At 70.2% G+C, this 17,736-nt stretch carries 18 protein-coding genes, 1 tRNA gene and 1 pseudogene; 7 read left to right on the top strand and 13 right to left on the bottom strand.

The features are described from left to right. Positions 1-19: 19 nt before the first annotated feature. From ACI2L1_RS09125 to ACI2L1_RS09110, 4 genes are read right to left on the bottom strand one after another with little or no spacing between them, the layout of a single operon-like run. Positions 20-913, bottom strand: coding sequence for a carbohydrate ABC transporter permease (locus ACI2L1_RS09125; protein ID WP_404738654.1), 894 nt, complete (start codon positions 911-913; stop codon positions 20-22). A gap of 2 nt (positions 914-915) precedes the next feature. After that, positions 916-1,884 carry a carbohydrate ABC transporter permease gene (locus tag ACI2L1_RS09120; RefSeq protein ID WP_404738653.1) on the bottom strand — a complete coding sequence of 323 codons (969 nt, stop codon included), beginning with the start codon at positions 1,882-1,884 and terminating at the stop codon, positions 916-918. Between the two features lie 2 nt (positions 1,885-1,886). Continuing rightward, positions 1,887-3,230: an ABC transporter substrate-binding protein gene (locus ACI2L1_RS09115; RefSeq protein WP_404738652.1), complete on the bottom strand. Its 1,344-nt coding sequence runs from the start codon at positions 3,228-3,230 to the stop codon at positions 1,887-1,889. 54 nt (positions 3,231-3,284) lie between these two features. Continuing rightward, complete coding sequence (locus ACI2L1_RS09110; protein ID WP_404738721.1) at positions 3,285-3,932, bottom strand: ROK family protein; 648 nt, start codon at positions 3,930-3,932, stop codon at positions 3,285-3,287. Positions 3,933-3,989: 57 nt separating this feature from the next. Here ACI2L1_RS09110 and ACI2L1_RS09105 point away from each other — a divergent pair. Beyond that, a tRNA-Leu gene (locus ACI2L1_RS09105) sits at positions 3,990-4,087 on the top strand. 238 nt (positions 4,088-4,325) lie between these two features. On the opposite strand, the pseudogene ACI2L1_RS09100 reads toward ACI2L1_RS09105, so the two are convergent. The 3 genes and pseudogenes from ACI2L1_RS09100 to ACI2L1_RS09090 all read right to left on the bottom strand — a co-directional run. Then, positions 4,326-4,448, bottom strand: a pseudogene (locus tag ACI2L1_RS09100) (MarR family transcriptional regulator); the annotation flags it as partial. Positions 4,449-4,665: 217 nt separating this feature from the next. Continuing rightward, on the bottom strand, positions 4,666-5,505 hold the full coding sequence (locus tag ACI2L1_RS09095) for a hypothetical protein (protein WP_404738651.1): 840 nt from the start codon (positions 5,503-5,505) through the stop codon (positions 4,666-4,668). Between the two features lie 140 nt (positions 5,506-5,645). Further along, positions 5,646-6,266 (bottom strand): Uma2 family endonuclease, encoded by a 621-nt coding sequence (locus ACI2L1_RS09090; RefSeq protein WP_404738650.1) that lies wholly within the window; start codon positions 6,264-6,266, stop codon positions 5,646-5,648. 660 nt (positions 6,267-6,926) lie between these two features. Between ACI2L1_RS09090 and ACI2L1_RS09085 the strand changes: the two genes are divergently transcribed. After that, positions 6,927-7,202: a hypothetical protein gene (locus tag ACI2L1_RS09085; RefSeq protein ID WP_404738649.1), complete on the top strand. Its 276-nt coding sequence runs from the start codon at positions 6,927-6,929 to the stop codon at positions 7,200-7,202. 54 nt (positions 7,203-7,256) lie between these two features. Here the strand turns inward: ACI2L1_RS09085 and ACI2L1_RS09080 are convergent, their stop codons facing one another. Continuing rightward, positions 7,257-8,360 carry a mechanosensitive ion channel family protein gene (locus ACI2L1_RS09080; RefSeq protein WP_404738648.1) on the bottom strand — a complete coding sequence of 368 codons (1,104 nt, stop codon included), beginning with the start codon at positions 8,358-8,360 and terminating at the stop codon, positions 7,257-7,259. A gap of 282 nt (positions 8,361-8,642) precedes the next feature. Between ACI2L1_RS09080 and ACI2L1_RS09075 the strand changes: the two genes are divergently transcribed. Continuing rightward, on the top strand, positions 8,643-9,179 hold the full coding sequence (locus ACI2L1_RS09075; protein ID WP_404738647.1) for an HNH endonuclease: 537 nt from the start codon (positions 8,643-8,645) through the stop codon (positions 9,177-9,179). An 86-nt stretch (positions 9,180-9,265) separates the two neighbouring features. On the opposite strand, the gene ACI2L1_RS09070 is transcribed toward ACI2L1_RS09075, so the two are convergent. The 3 genes from ACI2L1_RS09070 to ACI2L1_RS09060 form a co-directional block, all read right to left on the bottom strand. After that, complete coding sequence (locus ACI2L1_RS09070) at positions 9,266-10,654, bottom strand: ABC transporter permease (RefSeq protein ID WP_404738646.1); 1,389 nt, start codon at positions 10,652-10,654, stop codon at positions 9,266-9,268. A gap of 85 nt (positions 10,655-10,739) precedes the next feature. Beyond that, positions 10,740-11,438, bottom strand: a complete 699-nt coding sequence (locus tag ACI2L1_RS09065) for an ABC transporter ATP-binding protein (protein ID WP_404738645.1) — start codon at positions 11,436-11,438, stop codon at positions 10,740-10,742. Beyond that, a complete protein-coding gene (locus tag ACI2L1_RS09060; protein ID WP_404738644.1) occupies positions 11,435-11,968 on the bottom strand; it encodes a PadR family transcriptional regulator in 534 nt (177 codons plus the stop codon). Before ACI2L1_RS09060 ends, ACI2L1_RS09065 begins: the two co-directional genes overlap by 4 nt. Before the next feature lie 197 nt (positions 11,969-12,165). Between ACI2L1_RS09060 and ACI2L1_RS09055 the strand changes: the two genes are divergently transcribed. From ACI2L1_RS09055 to ACI2L1_RS09045, 3 genes are all read left to right on the top strand, one after another. Next, entirely contained in the window at positions 12,166-12,378 is a 213-nt protein-coding gene (locus ACI2L1_RS09055) for a hypothetical protein (protein WP_404738643.1), read from the top strand. Further along, positions 12,379-14,433 carry a 4-alpha-glucanotransferase gene (gene malQ, locus ACI2L1_RS09050; protein WP_404738642.1) on the top strand — a complete coding sequence of 685 codons (2,055 nt, stop codon included), beginning with the start codon at positions 12,379-12,381 and terminating at the stop codon, positions 14,431-14,433. A gap of 183 nt (positions 14,434-14,616) precedes the next feature. Then, entirely contained in the window at positions 14,617-14,892 is a 276-nt protein-coding gene (locus tag ACI2L1_RS09045) for a hypothetical protein (RefSeq protein WP_404738641.1), read from the top strand. Between the two features lie 109 nt (positions 14,893-15,001). Here the strand turns inward: ACI2L1_RS09045 and ACI2L1_RS09040 are convergent, their stop codons facing one another. Beyond that, positions 15,002-15,568 carry a TetR family transcriptional regulator gene (locus tag ACI2L1_RS09040; RefSeq protein WP_404738640.1) on the bottom strand — a complete coding sequence of 189 codons (567 nt, stop codon included), beginning with the start codon at positions 15,566-15,568 and terminating at the stop codon, positions 15,002-15,004. A gap of 155 nt (positions 15,569-15,723) precedes the next feature. Between ACI2L1_RS09040 and ACI2L1_RS09035 the strand changes: the two genes are divergently transcribed. Next, positions 15,724-17,163: an FAD-dependent monooxygenase gene (locus ACI2L1_RS09035; protein ID WP_404738639.1), complete on the top strand. Its 1,440-nt coding sequence runs from the start codon at positions 15,724-15,726 to the stop codon at positions 17,161-17,163. A 52-nt stretch (positions 17,164-17,215) separates the two neighbouring features. Here ACI2L1_RS09035 and ACI2L1_RS09030 read toward each other — a convergent pair whose 3' ends face one another. Continuing rightward, positions 17,216-17,728: a MarR family winged helix-turn-helix transcriptional regulator gene (locus tag ACI2L1_RS09030; protein ID WP_404738638.1), complete on the bottom strand. Its 513-nt coding sequence runs from the start codon at positions 17,726-17,728 to the stop codon at positions 17,216-17,218. Positions 17,729-17,736: the final 8 nt, after the last annotated feature.

Here is a 17,736-nt window from a genome sequence, read left to right as displayed (position 1 = left end):
GGAGATGCGGCATGCCTGCTTAACCCTTCACTCCGGTCAGCGTGACGCCCTCGACGAACGCCTTCTGCGCGAAGAAGAACACGACGATCACGGGGGCCATGACCAGTACGGTCGCGGCCATGGTGAGGTTCCAGTCGGTGTGGTGCATGCCCTTGAAGGACTCCAGGCCGTAGCTCAGCGTCCAGGCGTTCTGGTTCTCCGAGGCGTAGATCTGCGGGCCGAAGTAGTCGTTCCAGGCGTAGAAGAACTGGAAGAGCGCGACGGCCGCGATCCCGGGCCTGGCCATGGGGACGACGACCTTCAGCAGGGTGCGCAGATCGCCGCAGCCGTCGACCTTCGCCGCGTCCACGTACTCGTTGGGGATCGTCATCAGGAACTGCCTGAGCAGGAAGATCGAGAAGGCGTCCCCGAACGCCATCGGGATGATCAGCGGCCACAGTGTGCCGGACAGGTCGAGCTGCTTCGCCCAGAACAGGTACATCGGGATGATGACGACCTGCGGCGGCAGCATCATCATCGAGATCACCAGCATCAGGGAGAGATTGCGGCCCCGGAAGCGGAACTTGGCGAGCGCGTAGGCGACCGGGATCGACGACACGACTGTAAGGACTGTTCCCAGTCCCGCGTAGACCAGCGTGTTGCGCCACCAGGTCAGAAAGCCCGGGGTGTCGAAGACCCGCTTGTAGTTGCCCCACTCCCAGGTGTGCGGGATCAGATCCCGGCTGAGGGCCTGGGTGTCGCTCATCAGCGAGGTCAGGAACACGAACACGAAGGGCAGCGTGAAGAACAGGGCGGCGGCGATCCCCAGGGAGTGGATCGCGACCCATTCGAGGAGTGCCTTGCGGCGGGCGGTGCGTTCGGCGGGCGAGGCAGGGGCCTTCGACTCCACCGGCCGGTCCAGTACTTGGGTCATGGTCAGTCACCTGCCTGGATGAGACCGCCCCGGCGCCGCATCAGGAACGCGGTGAACACCATCGACAGGGCGAAGAGGACGAGGGCGACGACACACGCGGAGCCGTAGTCGAAGCGCTGGAAGCCGAGGTTGTAGACGAGCTGGGGGAGGGTCAGCGTGGACTTGTCCGGGTAGCCGGGCTCGAACTGGGTGCCCGCGCCCTGGATCACACCCGAGGCGACCTTTCCGGCGATGAGTGGCTGTGTGTAGTACTGCATCGTCTGGATCACGCCGGTGACCACGGCGAACATCACGATCGGCGAGATGTTGGGAAGGGTGACGAACCGGAACCGCTGCCACGCCGAAGCCCCGTCCAACTCGGCGGCTTCGTACTGCTCCTGGGGCACGTCGAGCAGCGCGGCCATGAAGATGACCATCAGGTCGCCGATGCCCCACAGGGCGAGCAGGGTGAGGGCCGGCTTGGACCAGGTGGGGTCGTTGAACCAGCCCGGCGCCGGGATGCCGACCTTCTCAAGGATCGAGTTTACCGGTCCCGTACCGGGGTTGAGGAGGAACGCGAAGGCCATGGTGGCCGCGACGGGTGGGGCCAGGTACGGCAGGTAGAACAGGGTCCGGAACACGCCCGTCCCCGTCTTGATCTTCGTGATGAGCAGACCGACCCCGAGTCCGAAGACGACCCGCAGCGACACCATCACCACGACCAGCCACAGGGTGTTGCGCAGGGCCGGCCAGAAGAAGGGGTAGTGCTCGAAGACGTAGGTCCAGTTCTTCGTCCCGCTCCAGGTCGGCGGCTTGAAGCCGTCGTAGTGCATGAACGAGAAGTAGACCGTCGAGAGCAGCGGATAGGCGAAGAAGACCGTGAAGCCGATCAGCCAGGGCGACATGAAGGCGGCCGTACGCAGTGCCTGTTTCCGCTGCTTCGCAGCGAGGCCGGACCGGCGGCGCTTCGACGCCAGAGTGAGGGTGCTCATCGTCACTTCGCCTGCGCGATGTCCGTGTCGATCTGCTTGGCCGCGGCGGCGAGGCCCTTCTTCAGGTCGGTGACCTTGCCGCTCTCGTAGCCGTAGCCGAGCTCCTGGATCGTCGTGAGGTACACACCGCCGTTGATCGAGGACGGGGCGGTCGTCGAGTTCGGGTTCGCGGCGATGTCGAGGAAGGTCTTGAAGCGCGGGTCGTACTTCAGCTTCGGGGACTTCAGGGCCGCGAGCGTCGAGGGGACGTTGTGGATGGCGTTGGAGAAGCCGACCACCGCGTCCGTGTCCGTGGTGATGTACTTCAGGAACTCCCAGGCCGCGTTCTGCTTGGTGCTGTTGGCGGCGATGCCGGCGATGGTGCCGGTGATGTAGCCCTTGCCGTACTGGTCGGCCTGGTCGTCGGGGACGGGCAGCGGGGCGACGCCGATGTCGAAGCCGGGCTTGGCGTCCACGGCCATGCCGAGGCGCCACTCACCGTCGAGCTGCATGGCCACCTGGCCGGTCTGGAAGGGGTGCTTGGCGCCCCACTCGTCGCCGAGCCCGGCGCGGTACTTCTCCAGCTTCTGGTAGCCGCCGAGTTCGTCGACGAGCTTCTTCTGGAGGGTGAAGGCGGCGGAGACGGCCGGGTCGGAGGCGACCGTGGACTTGCCCGACTTGTCGAAGTAGGTGGGTGAGAACTGGCCCATGTAGTGCTCGGTCGTGGTCTCCCAGCCGTGGTAGTTCGGCATGAAACCGAGCTGCTTGTAGGTGTCGCCCTGGGTGATCGTCAGCTTCTTGGCGTCGGCCTCGAACTCGGACCACGTCTTGGGCGGCGAGGTGATGCCGGCCTTCTCGAACGCCGTCTTGTTGTAGTAGAGCCCGTACGCGTCGCCGAGGAGCGGCGCGGCACAGCGGTCGCCGTCGAACTGCGTGTACTGGTTCATCGCGGCCGGGAAGGTCTTGTCCGGGTCGATCCCCGACTTCTTGAAGAAGGGGTTCAGGTCGACCAGCGCGCCCGAGGAGCAGAACTTGCCCACGTTGTTCGTGGTGAACGAGGAGATGACGTCCGGGGCCTTGTCGCCGCCCGTGCGCAGCGCCTGGTTGATCTTGTCGTCCGTCATGTTGCCGACGACGTTGACGTGGATGTTGGGGTGCGCCTTCTCGAAGCCGGCGACCAGCGCCTTCACTCCGGCCACCTCGGAGTCCGCGCTCCAGGCGTGCCAGAAGTTGATGGTCGTCTCCTTCGACGCGTCGTCGTCGGCGCCGGAGGAGGCCTGACCGGTACAGGCGGTGGTGACGAGCACGGCGGACACGGTCAGGGCAAAGGCCGCTTTTCGGGCAGGCGAGGGTATGGCTGTGCGCATGACGGGATCTCCCAGGGACGGGCGGTGAGGTGAGGGTGTGGGGGAGTGAGGGGGTCAGCGAGAGGTGTCGAAGACCTCGTCGCGGGTGGCCGCCAGCGCGCTCTCCAGTGCGCCGCGCAGCACGGGGTGTTCACGGACGTCGCCGACGACCAGCCGGGGCCGGGAGGCTGCCAGTTCCTCCAGCTCGGCTTGGACGAGGGCGCGCAGGGTGTCGCCGCCGGCGGTCAGCGAGGCACCGCTGAGCACGACGAGTTCGGGGTCGAGGACGGAGACGAGGGAGGCGAGACCGGTGGCCAGACGGGTGGCGTAGGTCTCCAGGAGCAGTCGGTGCAGGACGGTGTCCTCGGCGGCGGCGCGCTCGACCAGGGCGGCAGCGACCTCGGCGTACGGCCCCGAGGGGATGTCCGACATGCCGAGCTCGCGGGCGAGACGGGGGACGGCCTGGGAGCCCGCGAGCTCCTGATAGCCGCCACTGTTGGCTTTGGTCACCTGTCGCACCAGAGGCGCTCCGGGAACCGGCAGGAAACCTACCTCCCCCGCACCGCCGGTCCAGCCGCGGTGCAGCCGTCCGCCGAGGACCAGGGCGGCACCGAGACCGCCCTCGTTCCACAGCAGGACGAAGTCCTCGTGACCCCGGGCCGCTCCGAGCCGCTGTTCGGCCACGGCGACGAGGTTGACGTCGTTCTCGTACTCCACCGGCATCGGCAGGGCGGCGGCGAGTTCGTCGAGGAGGGCCGGGGTGTGCCAGCCGGGGAGGTGGGAGGCGTAGCGCAGCCGGCCGGTGCCCGGGTCGAAGGCGCCCGGGGTGCCGATGACGAGTCGGTGGACGTCGCCGCGGGCGAGTCCCGCCGCCTTCACGGCGCCGTCGAGGGCGTCGGTGACCTGCCGGACGACGGGCTGGGTGGGCCGCCTTCCGGGTGTCGGGAGTTCGTACGAGCCCACCGTGCGGCCGGTGATGTCGGCGACGGCGGCGAGGATGCGCTCGGGGGTGACGTCGAGCCCGGCAGCGTACGCGGCGGTCGGGTCGACCTCGTACAACTGGGCGTTGGGCCCCGGCCTGCCCTCGCTGGTGCCGGTGGCCAGGACGAGCCCGGACGCCTCCAGGCGGGCCAGGAGCTGGGACGCGGTCGGCTTGGAGAGGCCGGTGAGCTTGCCGATCCGGGTGCGGGAGAGGGGGCCGTGCTCCAGCAGGAGGTCGAGCGCGGCACGGTCGTTCATGGCGCGGAGTGTGCGCGGTGTGCCTGCCATGGGTGCCCCTCTCCCAGGACTGCTTCCGAAGGTGAGACTTTACGGAAGGTGACTGTTAGGAAAGTTTCCTGTTGGATGCAGGGAACATAGGTCTGGACCACCAGGGAGTCAAGGGGGAGAGAACAAACCGCCCCCGCAGGAAACGGAGTCGTTACCTGCGGGGGCGGTGAGGGTGGTGCGAGTGGGGCTACTGAACGTCTATGTAGTCGCCGGCGGCCGTCGCGGTGCCGGTCGTGGACGTGCCCGCGAAGACATAGCGGTAGTAGCCGTCCTTGGACGCCTTGGTCGTCGTCTTGAGCGCGCCGCCGGTGCCGGAGGTCACCGTCTTGACCGTGCTGTAGGTGTTCGAGCCCTTGGCGCGGAACTGAAGAGTTGCCTTCTGGGAGGTGTAACCCGAGTACCCGCCGGTCTCCCAGTTGGCCCGGGTCAGCTTTCCGGTGACCGTGATGGTCTTGCCCTTCTTCACCGGCTCGGGCGACGCGTTGACGGTGAGCCTGGCGGCGCGCTTGATCTGGACGCCGCTGCCGAGGGGGCCCCACACGTCGTAGTTGAAGCCGAAGCTGATGTGGCCGTCGGAGTCGTCGGCGTCCTGGTCCACGCGGCTGTACATGCCGGCCGCCTTCCAGGTGGTGGCGTCCGCCGCCTCGAACAGGTAGTCCGCGGGATCGAGGGCCAGCGTCTCCGTGCAGGCCTCGGTCACCATGGTGTCCGTCGTCGCGGTGGTGGTGCACGCGGGCGTGGTGTCCGGCTCGATCGTGTTCTGGAGCGACTTGAGCGTGCCGCGGTAGAGCATGACGCCCGCGAAGGTCGTCTTGTAGTCGATCGTCAGGTCGGTCGGCCGGGTCAGCGTGTAGGTGACCGGAACCTTCACCGTGGCCGTCGTCCCCGCGACGATCGCCTTCCCCTTGTTCACGGTGACGCCGGAGAAGACCAGGTCCGGAGTGTCGGCCGCCGAGGCGGCGGGCGCGACCAGACCGGCCAGGGCCAGGGCGCCGGACACGGCGGCGCCTATGGCGAGCTTCCTCATGTGTTTCCCCACATTCGAAACGGGCCCCTGGGCGTTGCGCTCCAGAACAGGGCCCGTTGTGGGGTGACCCTAAGCGATCATGCTTGCGGGGGAAATGGGGTGTTCATGTGAAGACAGTGAGAGTTTCGCCCCGTCCGGGCTCAGCTCTCCAGGAAGGGGGCCGTGTCGAGCGTGGGGTACGGCTCGGGAAGAGGGAGGGGCTCACCGAGATCCACCTTGGTGTCGGTGGCGTAGTACGCCTCGGTCGGGTCATCGCCGGGCACGACCGGGTCCGCGTAACAGTGGGCTGTCCCGCTGTGGCGGTCGACGAGGACGTAGGCGGGGATGCCGGCGGCGGCGTAGGTGCGGAACTTGGGGCCGGTGTCCGTCTCGTGGTTGGTGGAGGTGACCTCGCCCACGAGTGCGATCATGTCGATGGGATACCAGCCCTTGTGAGCCTTGCGGTACGACTCGTCGAGTTCGGTCGGCCTGCGGCGGCGGACGTAGAAGTCCGGGACGATCAGCGCCATGGTCCTGCCGTCCTTGTGAGCGGCACGGTAACCGTTTCCGAAGCCCACGAGGCGGATTCCGGCGGCGCGGAATTGGTAGAACAGCTCGCCGGCGCCGTCGTTGTGGATGTCGCTCGGTTGCGGCGGCACGATGGCCATCCCCTCGACGTACTCGGGTCGAATCGGCATGGGATATGCCTCTTCGATCGCGATCAACAGATCGATGGGGTCCACCTGCGTCATCACCGGCTCCAAGATCGGTTCGGCGCTCATCGCTGGTTCTCCTCGTCACGTTGATGCCAGGCTAAGCCCGCGCCGGGTGCCCCGGCAGAACGATGGGGCACCCTGAGTGCCCTCCGCGCCGGAATGCCCCACCTGTTCACTCGAACGAGCGTGCCGAACCCGTTCCGCTGATCTCCGCGCCGCCGACCGGGGAGCGCTGTTCGGCGAGCCCCAGCTCTGGGGGAGGTTGCCGATGCGCGTCTATCGGGCGGATTCGGGGATTTCGGAGCACAGCGCGAGAAGCGGTGAGACTCCGGCAGGTCGGATCAGCAGCCCCCTGACGACGTCACACCGCTGTGGCGACTTCTCGCGCACAGGCCCAACGTCGAACTGTCCGCGCTTACCGAGGTCGTTCCAGAACTGTCCCAGGTGGAGGCGGTGCTTGCCGCGCGGCCTTCGGACGTTCTGCTGCGTTCCACGGTCTCCGGGACGTGGAACCACGGGTACTGGATCCACCCGGAAGACTACGCCCACGACATGACCCACCCTGGGCACGCTCTCTCCGTGGCCACGGCCTGTGGAGTGCCGTACGGAAGTCCTGTCACGCATGCACAGGCTGGGCCTGCCGGCCCCGGGGCGGCCCGCTGATGCGGTGGTGGCGGACCAGACGGGGGTGGCCCTTCTCGACCGGTTCCTCCGGACGAGTTGGACGTGATCGACCGCCGCCTGTGTCTCGAAGAACATGAGCAGGGCGACGACGGCATATACCTCCCCCTGGCCCTGGAGCACCCGGTCCATGACTTCCTTCGCATTGTCCGCTTCGCCGGCCTCCCCCTGGACGACCTTCTTCCCAGGCTCGTCCGCCTCGGCGTCGATATGTCCTGTGTGACCGAAGCTGTCCGCGCTGCCCTTCCCAAGGTGCCCGGCCTGGTCATGGGGCCAGAGGGGGCGTCACCGCAGGAAGCACGCACAGACGTGGCAACGTGAAGGCGGGTTGTGGCCGGTCGTGTGAACAAGCGGTCTTTCTCCGCCTTCCGTGCCCTACCTCGCCGCAGGCCGCTGTGCCGGGGTCGAGGCGATCGGGGACGCCGCCGCCGACTGGGCGGACTCGGAGTTGGCGAAGACCGACGGGGCCTCCACCGCCGCGGTCGGGTCGCCGGCCTCCTCGGCCGTGAGGACTGTTGTGCCGCCGACGATGCGGATGTCCGCCACGTCGAAGGCGTGCTTGATGCGCCAGCGCAGTTCGCGCTCGACCGTGAGGGACTTGCCGGGCATCGTCTTGGCGGAGACACGTACGACCATGGAGTCCAGCAGGACGCTGTCCAGGCCGAGGACCTCGATCGGGCTCCAGAGGAGCTCGTTCCAGGGCTCCTCCTTGGTCATCTTCTCGGCGACCTCGCCCAGCACCCGCTTCACCCTGTCGAGATCCTCGGAGGCCCGCACGGTCACGTCCACACCGGCCGTCGCCCAGCCCTGGGAGAGGTTGCCGATGCGCTTGACCTCGCCGTTGCGGACGTACCAGATCTCGCCGTTGTCGCCGCGCAGCTTGGTCACGCGCAGTCCGACCTCGATGACCTCGCCGGAGGCCACGCCCGCGTCGATGCTGTCGCCGACGCCGTACTGGTCCTCCAGGATCATGAAGACACCGGAGAGGAAGTCCGTGACGAGGTTCCGGGCGCCGAAACCGATGGCCACACCCGCGACACCGGCCGACGCCAGCAGCGGGGCCAGGTTGATCTCGAAGGCGCCGAGGATCATCAGGGCGGCGGTGCCCATGATGATGAAGCTCGCCACCGAGCGCAGCACCGAGCCGATCGCCTGCGAGCGCTGACGGCGCCGCTCGTTGTTGACCAGCAGACCGCCGATCGCGGTGCCGTCGACCGCCTGGGCGGTGCGGTTCATCCGGTCGATCAGCTTGGTGATGGCCCGCCGCACGACCATTCTCAGCACCCCGGCGATCACCAGGATCAGCAGGACCCTGAGACTGATCGCCAGCCACGTCGACCAGTTCTGCTCGACCCAGCCGGCGGCGTTCGTCGCGCTCTCCTGGGCGTCCTGGAGACTCGGCACGACCGGCGTCGAGGTGCCCGAGGGGGACGGCGACGGCGACGGACTCGCGGCCAGCAGTACGGCGGACAAGGACACGGCAGGTACCTCCAGGTGCTGCGTCTGCCTCCCGGCCAAGCGGTCAAGGTCACGAAAAGGTCACCGGTAGGGCAGGCTCACCACACTAACGGTGCATCGTGTGTGGATCGTTGCAATGTTCGGGGGAGAGACGCTACTCACCTGGGAATGCAGGTGGGTGTGGTCGAAAACACTCCCAGCCCGTTACCGGGACATGGTGGCGTTTCTCCCGGCCAAGAGGGGAGACTGACCTCAGATCGTCCCGGCGCGAGCCACGCGCCGCCGACGCCCAAGGAGGCATCCGTGCCGCATGTCCTGGTACTCAACGCGTCGTACGAGCCTCTCGGCGTCGTACCGCTTCGCCGCGCGCTCATCCTCGTTCTGGAGAACAAGGCGGTCTCCCTGGAGGAATCCGGCGCCTATCTGCACAGCGCAACCGTCACAGTCCCCGCACCCAGCGTGGTCCGGCTCAAGCGATTCGTCCGGGTTCCCTATCGGGGGCCCGTTCCTCTCACCCGCAGGGCGCTCTTCGCCCGCGACGGGGGCCGGTGCATGTACTGCGGTGGCGTCGCAACCAGCGTCGACCATGTCATTCCGCGCAGCCGCGGGGGCAAGCACGTCTGGGACAACGTGGTGGCGTCCTGCCGCCGCTGCAACCATGTGAAGGCCGACCGGCACCTGTTCGAAATCGGCTGGCGGCTGCGCCACAAACCCGCTCCACCCACCGGTCTGGCCTGGCGCATCATCGGCACCGGGCATAGGGACCCGCGTTGGCTGCCCTACTTGCAGCCGTACGGCGCGGAAGACGCCATGGCCCGGATCGACGGCATCTCAGCCTGACGACGATCCGGGCCTTTGTGTAGCCGCACACGGCCGGCTCCGGCCCCGGAGGCCCCCCGTACCTCCGGGACCGGAAGATCATCCGGTCATGTGTACCTGAGCTCCGCCGGTCGGAGCGAGCGGCGCAGCAGGGGCAGTGAGGTGGCGGCCGCCAGGAGACAGGCCGCGTACACCGCGAGGGGCACCAGGAGGGCGGCGTACGGCGTCCCCGGGCCGCCGTCGCCGGCGAGACCGGCGTAGCGGACGCCGATCGCCATGCCCCCGGCACCGCCCAGCAGCAGCGCGGGCGCGAGCGGCAGGGCGGTCTCCAGGAGCAGCGCCCGGCCGAGCACCGACCGCGGTACCCCGGCGGCGGTCTGCGCGGCCAGGCCTCGGCGCCGGGCGGCCAGCGACTCCACCGTGCCGACGGCGAGCGCGCACAGGGTGATCGCGAGGGCGACGAGGATCGCGGCGGCGGTCAGGTCCAGGCCCGCCTCGTAGTACGACATGCTCGCGGCGAGATGATCAGGGCCCCTGCTGTCGAGATCGGCGAGCAGCGCCCGGCGGATGCCCAGGTAGCCCGTGCCGACGACCGTCACCAGCAGCACCGCGGCATGTGTACGGGCCGCCGCCCACGGATCCTCGCGCAGCCGTTCCGCCGCGATCAGCACCGCCGCCGACCGGGCCCGGGCCGCCAGCCTCCGGCCCAGCAGCCCCGCCGCTGCCCCCGTCAGCACCACCACGCCCGCGCCGACCACGAGCAGCGCCCCGGCGACGGTCAGCGGGCCCCGCGTGTACGACAGTCCGCGGGACGTGCCTCCGTCGGCGGCCATCGCCACCCCGGCCACCACCAGCAGGCCCGCCGCGAACAGCAGTCCGGGCCCCCGCCCCGAGCGCGGCCGTGTCCGCCGTACCCAGCCGAGGGGTGAGGTCACCACGCGGCGCAGCGCCAGCGCCCCGGCCGCTGCGCCCAGTACCGGCACGCCAAGGCCGACCACCGCGACCCCGGCCCAGGCGAGAGCGGTCGGGCTCTGCCACAGGCCCAGCAGCACCACGACGGCGCCGACCGTCGCGAGCGCCGAGCCGAGCAGACAGGCCGGCCCCGTCTCCAGCGCGGAGATCCGCCGTACCTGGGCGGGCGAGGCGCCGGCCAGCCGCAGCGCGGCCAGACGGCGGTCGCGGTGCACGGCTCCGATACGGGCGCACTGACCGAGGAAGCCGAGGACGGGGATCAGCAGAAGCAGCAGAGTGACGATCACGCCGGAGCGGGTGCCGGGCTCGTCGAGGATGCCCGCGCCCACGGGGACGTCGTACCGCCCGTCGAGCGAGGCGAGCGTGACGGCGGCCAGCGCGAACCCGCTCGCGAGCGCCGCCCCGACCGCCGTCAGCGCGACCCGCCACCACTCCCGCCGGTCGGAACCACGGGTGAGCAGCCAGGCCATACGGAGATCGGCGCGCAGGGTGCCGCTGGGCCGTGTCGTGAGGTCGGCGGTCATGCGGCCACCTCCAGTGGGGTCGGAGTGAGCGGCAGGGCCGGTACGGCGTAGTTCGCCACCCCCGGCCCGCCCAGGACGTCGCTGTTCACGCCGTCACCCCCGTCGCGGCCACGGCCCCGTCGCTCATCCGGACCTCGCGGTCCGCGTACGCCGCCACCTGGGCGTCGTGCGTGATCAGCAGGACCGCCGTGCCGGACTCGCGGGCCGTGTGGACCAGGGCCGTCATGACCTGCTCGCTCGCCAGGGAGTCCAGCGCGCCCGTCGGTTCGTCCGCGAAGACGATCTTCGGGCCGGTGATCAGAGCGCGGGCCAGCGCGGTGCGTTGGGCCTGGCCGCCGCTCATCTCGCCGGGCCTGAGGCCGGCCTGGCCGCGCACTCCGAACCGCTCCAGCCACTCACCGGCCCGGGTGTGGGCGTCCGTCCGGGAGGCGCCCGCGAGCAGCAGCGGCAGCGCCACGTTGTCGAGCGCCGTCAGCTCCGGGATCAGCTGCCCGAACTGGAAGACCACACCGAACTCCGTACGGCGCAGCTCGCTCAGCCGCTTCTCGGGCAGCCGGTCGAGGCGCTCACCGCCGTAGGACACCGAACCGCTGTCCGGGCGTACGATCCCGGCCAGACAGTGCAGCAGCGTCGACTTCCCGCTGCCGCTGGTACCGGTGACGGCGAGGATCTCGCCGGCGTCAAGACCGACCGAGGCACCGCGCAGGGCCTCCGTCCTGCCGTACGACTTGACGAGGTCACGGGCCGTAAGAAGCGGCACCGGGATTCCCCCCTCTGTGTTCATGCCGGGTCGACCTCCGCGGTCAGGGTGGTGAGCCGGGCCGCCGTGGTGGTTATCCAGCGGAGGTCGGCATCGAGGTGGTTGAGGGCGTAGTCCGCCGAGAGCACGGTCGCGAGGTCGGCCCCCCGGGCGGTCTTGACCGCCGTGAGTTCCCGCATCCGCTCCATGTGGGCGGCGCGCTGCGCCCGGAGATACGCGTCCGGGTCGCCGCCGGACAGGATCGAGACGACGACCTTGGCGAAGATCTCGTTCGTCACGAAGGGCGCGGGCGGGGCGATCTGCCCGGCCCACTCGGCCAGTTCACGTGTCCCCTCGTCGGTCGAGCGGTACTTCGTGCGCTCCGGACCGCCGTCCGAGTCGGTGCCGTCGATCTCCGCGAGACCGTCCCGCACCAGGCGTTGCAGGGTCGTGTAGACCTGCCCGTAGGCCAGCGGGCGGGCCTGCGGGAAGCGGTCGTCGTGGCGTCGCTTGAGGTCGTAGCCATGGCTCGGCCCACCGGCGAGCAGCCCCAACAGGATGTGGCGGGTGCTCATGGCGATGAGTATGCATCACATACATGTACTGAGTGAATAGTGATCAGAGGTAGATGACCGGCGGACGTTCGGTGGACGGCGGCGACCGAGGCACGGAACATGACGAAAAGCACGTTCTCCTCTCCTGTACGTCTGCCGTCGCGTCCTCTGGGTAGGGCTGCGGTAATCCCGTCGTCGTACTCGACAAGGAGGCCCCCGTGGCCGCATCGGCTCAGCTTCTGCTCTCGGCCCTGTCCAAACCCGAGGCGCCCGCTGAACACTTCTGTGTCTTCAGCGCCGAAGGCGCCTGCACCGAGACCCCCCTCACCAGCGAACCGCCGCATCCCGACGCCGAACCCCTCACCAGCGAACCGCCCCTCGCCGACGCCGCCCCCCTCACCAGCGAGTCCGACGCCCACCTGGAGCCCTAGATGGCGGAGCCCCCCGGTCCGGAGCTGTCCCGGCTCGCCGAGTCGTACGGCGTCGCCACCTCCTACCGGCCCGCTCCGGACCGTACGGTCGCCGCCTCCGCCACCGCCGTCACACTGGCCCTGGCCGCCCTCGGCGTCGACGCCGGCGACCCCGCCGCCGCGCTCGCGGCCCGGGAGCGCGAGCTGAGCGAGCGCCTGCTGCCGCCGACCGTGGTGTGCTGGAGCGGCAGCCCGCCCGGCTTCGTGGCCGACCTGCCCGAGGGCACCCGGCTGCGCATCGCGACCGAACAGGGCGAGACGCGCGCCGCCGCCGACCAACTCCCGCCCGGTGTACACCGGTTGACCGCCACAGCCCCCGACGGCCGGAGCGCCGAGGCCCACTTGATCGTGGCCCCGCCCCGGCTGCCGGCCCCGCCCCGACGGTCGTACGGACTCCTCGTCCAGCTCTACTCCCTTCTCTCCCACCGCTCCTGGGGCATGGGCGACCTCGGCGACCTCGCCGAACTGACCTCCTGGGCGGGGCGTGCCCTCGGCGCCGGCTTCGTCCAGGTCAACCCGCTGCACGCGGCCGTGCCCGGCGCCCCCACCGACCCGTCCCCCTACCGGCCCTCCTCGCGGCGCTTCCCCGACCCGGTGCACCTACGGATCGAGGACATCCCCGAGTACGCCCATGTCGCCGACCCCGACCGGCTGCGGGCCCTGCGCGAACGGGCCGAGCGGTTGCGTGAATCGGTACTGGAGAAGGGCGCGTTGATCGACCGGGACGCGGTGTGGGAGCTGAAACGGGAGGCCCTGGAGCTCGTCGCCGAGGTGCCCCTCGGGCCCGGTCGCCGTGCCGCCTACGCCGACTATCTCGCCGAGGGCGGCGAGGCGCTGGAGGACCACGCGACCTGGTGTGCGCTGGCCGAGGCGCACGGCTCGGACTGGCGCGGCTGGCCGGCCGGCCTCAGTGACCCGGGCTCGCCCGAAACGGCGCGTGCGCGCGGTGAGTTGATGGACCGCGTCGACTTCTTCTCCCGCCTCGCCTGGCTCACCGAGAGCCAGCTCACCGCCGCCCAGCGGGCCGCGCGGGAGGCGGGGATGCCGGTGGGCGTCGTCCACGACCTCGCGGTGGGCGTGCATCCCGAGGGCGCGGACGCGTGGGCCCAGCAGGCGTACTACGCGGCCGGGATGTCCGTAGGAGCGCCGCCGGACGCCTTCAACGCGCGCGGCCAGGACTGGGGGCTGCCGCCGTGGCGCCCGGACCGGCTGGCGGAGTCGGGGTACGCCCCGTACCGGCAGCTGTTGAGGGCGCTTTTCCGGTACGCCGGTGCGCTGCGCATCGACCACGTCATGGGGCTGTTCCGGCTGTGGTGGGTCCCCCAGGGACACCCGCCGACGGAGGGCACCTATGTCCGCTACGACGCCGAGGCCATGCTCGCGGTCCTCGTCCTGGAGGCCTCGCGGGCCGGGGCGGTGGTGATCGGGGAGGACTTGGGGACCGTCGAGCCCGGGGTGCGCGAGGTGTTGCGTGAGCGCGGGGTGCTGGGGACGTCGGTGCTGTGGTTCGAGCGGGACTGGGAGGGGGACGGGCGTCCCTTGCCGCCCGAGCGGTGGCGCGCGGACTGTCTGGCGACGGCGACGACGCATGATCTGCCGCCCACGGCTTCTCGCCTCACCGGGGAACACGTCGAACTCCGGGACAGCCTGGGCCTGTTGACCCGGCCGCTGGACGAGGAGCGGGCGGAGGCGTCGGCGGACACGGGGGAGTGGCTGGAGCTGCTGGCCCGCCTCGGGCTGCTGCACGGCACGGGGGGCGGTGCCGACCCCTCCTCGGAGGAGGCCCAGATCCAGGCCGTGCACCGGTTTCTGCTGCACACGCCGTCCCGGATGGTGGGGATCTGGCTTCCGGACACGGTGGGGGACCGTCGGCCGCAGAATCTGCCGGGGACGTGGGACCAGTACCCGAACTGGCGGCTGCCGATCGCGGACGGGGAGGGGCGGGTGGTGACGCTGGAGGATCTGGCGTCGTCGCCTCGGTTGCATGCGTTGGTGGAGGTGCTTCGGCAGTCGTAGGCGTTCGGCTGCGGGCCGTGGTGGGCTGGTCGCGCCCGCGCGGCGGAGCCGCATGTTGATACAGCCCCGCGCCCCTGGGTGGGTCGAGGTTGCCGTCAGCTGACATGCCCCCGGCACCTCATACGGCACCTCATACGGCACCCCGGGCGCGCGCCCCCGAGCGGCGTTGGATACTTTGGCCCCGTGGACAAGAAGAACGCCCTGCGCGCCGGCGCCCTGGCTGCCGGTACGACGCTGATGATGCTGCTCATGTCGGTCCCCGCCTCGGCGCTGACCCGCGACGACGGCGACGACCCCGGCACGGGTCTGAGCGTCATCGAGACGCTGGGCCTCTTCGTCGTGGCCCCGCTCGTGCTGTTCGGGGTCATCGCCGGTCTGGTGATGGTCCTGGACAAGTCCAAGGCGGAGCACCGTGTGCTCTCGCCCAAGAGCAAGCCCAGGGCCGCCTCCAAGGCCTGACCGCACTTCGCCGGGGCGCCGACCCCGCCACCCGTACGCACGTCAGGTCAGTCGTACGGGGGCGAGGCCGGCGCCTTCGGCATGTCCGGGCATGCTCCGCTGTGCCCGCTCAGGGACTCGGCGCCGTGAGATACCGCTGCAACGTGGGCGCCAGCCACGCCACGATCTCCTCGCGCGGGAGTGCCACGGTCGGCGGGAACCGCAGGACGTACCGGGTCAGCGCCAGCCCCAGCAACTGCGTGGCGGCCAGCGCGGCCCGCGCCGGGGCCTGTTCCGGATCCGGACACACCCGCAGGGCGACCGGCATCACCTGTTCCCGGAAGATGCCCTGCATGCGCTCGGCCCCCGCCCGGTTGGTCGCGCCGACCCGCAGCAGCGCGGTGAGCACCTCGTTCTCCTCCCACATTCCGAGGAAGTGCGTCACCAGCGCCCGGCCGATGTCCTCCCGTGGCAGTGAGCCGGGCTCCGGCAGCCTCAGGTCGACGGAGACGGCCGCCGCGAACAGGCCCTCCTTGTTGCCGTAGTAGCGCATCACCATGGACGGGTCGATGCTCGCGTCCTTGGCGATGGCGCGGATGGTGGCCCGCTCGTAGCCGTCTGCGGCGAAGCGCTCTCGGGCCGCGGTGAGGATCGCGTCGCGGGTGGCGTCGGAGCGGCGCCGGGGGGTCTCGTTCATGCCAACAAGCGTAGGCCAACATTTGTAGGCCAACAAGTGTTGACGCCATGCTGCGGCCGCCGCTACCTTCGTCAACAAGCGTTGGCAAACAGTCGTAGGTAAACGCCCGTAGGCAACGGTCGTAGGCAAGCAAGCGTTGGCAACAGGAGGCCACCATGAACGGCACCCCCGTGATCGTCGTCGGCTCCGGCCCCACCGGCCTTCTCCTGGCCAGTGACCTGGCCACCGCCGGTGTCCCCGTCACCCTCGTCGAGAAGCGCCCGCACCGGATCAGCAACCTCTCCCGCGCCTTCGTGCTGCACGCCCGCACCCTTGAGCAGCTCGACGCCCGCGCCCTCGCCGACGGCCTGGAGGAGGTCGGGCAGCGTCTCGACAAGCTGCGTCTGTTCGGCCGCCTGACCATCGACCTCGGCGACCTCCCCTCCCGCTTCAACCACCTCCTGGTCCTCCCGCAGTACGAGGTCGAGAAGGCCCTGGAGCGACGGGCGGTGCAGGCGGGCGTCGACTTCCGGTACGAGACCGAGGTGACGGGCCTGTCCCAGGACGAGGACGGCGTGACGCTGGAGGTCCGGGGCCCCGACGGGACCACGGAGTCCCTCCGCGCCGGGTACGTCGTGGGCGCCGACGGCATGCGCAGCGCCGTACGCGACGCGATCGGCCTGCCGTTCCCCGGCCGCTCGGTCATCCGCTCCGTCGTCCTCGCGGACGTCCGCCTCGCCGAGCAGCCCGAGACCCTGCTCACCGTCAACACCGTGGGCGACGCCTTCGCCTTCGTCGCGCCCTTCGGCGACGGCTACCACCGCGTGATCGCCTGGAACCGCGCCCGCGACGTCCCCGACAGCGAGCCCCTCGGCCTCGACGAGATCAAGGAGGTCACCCGTCTCGCGCTGGGCCGTGACTTCGGGATGTACGACGCCCGCTGGATGTCCCGCTTCCACAGCGACGAGCGCCAGGCTCCCGCCTACCGGGTGGGGCGCGTCTTCCTGGCCGGCGACGCCGCTCACGTCCACACCCCGGCCGGCGGGCAGGGCATGAACACCGGCCTCCAGGACGCGGCGAACCTCGGCTGGAAGCTGGCCCAGGTGGTGAACGGCCACGCGGCTCCCGCGCTTCTCGACACCTATCAGTCGGAACGCCACCCCGTGGGCAGGGCGGTCCTGCGCAGCAGCGGCGGCATCGTCCGCCTGGCGATGGCCAAGCGCCCCTGGGAACTGGCCCTGCGGGCGACGCTCACCACGGTCCTCGACCATGTGACCCCCGCCCGTCGTCGCATGCTCGGCCAGGTCACCGGCATCGGCTACAAGTACACCGCCCCCCGCGGCTCCCACCCCCTGACCGGCACCCGCGTCCCGGACGTGACCCTCGCCGACGGCGGCCGCCTCTACGAGGCCCTCCGCGGCGGCCGCTTCGTCCTGATCGCCCCCGAGGACCACGACGGCCAGGGCACCCGCAAGGACCGGCTCACCGTGGAGCGCTGGGCGAGCGGACGCCGTACGACGCTGCTGGTGCGGCCCGACGGGTATGTGGCGTGGGCGGCCGACGAGACGAACCCGACGGCGGCCGAGGCGGCGCTGGCCGCCCATGTGGGTGGCTGAAGGGTGTTGCACAAGCCCGTGTTCGGGCAGGTCAGAGCCTGTGGTCGCAGTCTTAGTGGTGCTCTGAACCCGGCGCGCCCGCAAGCAACTCCCGCAACAGGTCGGCCAGTTGGCCGGCCTGTTGTTCGTCGAGGGTGGACAGGGCCGCCGTCTGTACCGCGAGGCCGGCTCCCACCGCCTCGTCGATGACGCCCAACCCCTTCTCCGTCAGGGTCACTTGGAGGCCACGGCGGTCGTGGGGGTCGGGGGAGCGGCGCAGGAGGGCGGCGCGTTCCAGTTTGTCGAGGCGGCCCGTCATGCCGCCGGTGGTGAGCATCAGCGTCGACGAGAGCTGGCGCGGCGAGAGGGTGTAGGGCTCGCCGGCCCGGCGCAGGGTGGCGAGGACGTCGAACTCGCCACGGGAGATGCCGTAGGGGGCGTATGCCTTCTCCGCGCGGTCGCCCATGGCGCGGGAGAGGCGGTGGATCCGCCCGAAGACCTCCATGGCCCTTGTGTCGAGGTCGGGCCGCACGGCCGCCCACTGGTCGATGATCGCGTCGACGGCGTCCCTGCGCTGTGCACTCATGTGCCGAG

Origin of the sequence: Streptomyces sp. NPDC019531, assembly GCF_044903305.1 — a bacterium.
Taxonomy (GTDB): Bacteria; Actinomycetota; Actinomycetes; order Streptomycetales; family Streptomycetaceae; genus Streptomyces.
The sequence above is the reverse complement of the archived record's forward strand: the minus strand, read 5'-3'. Positions and strand labels throughout refer to the sequence as shown.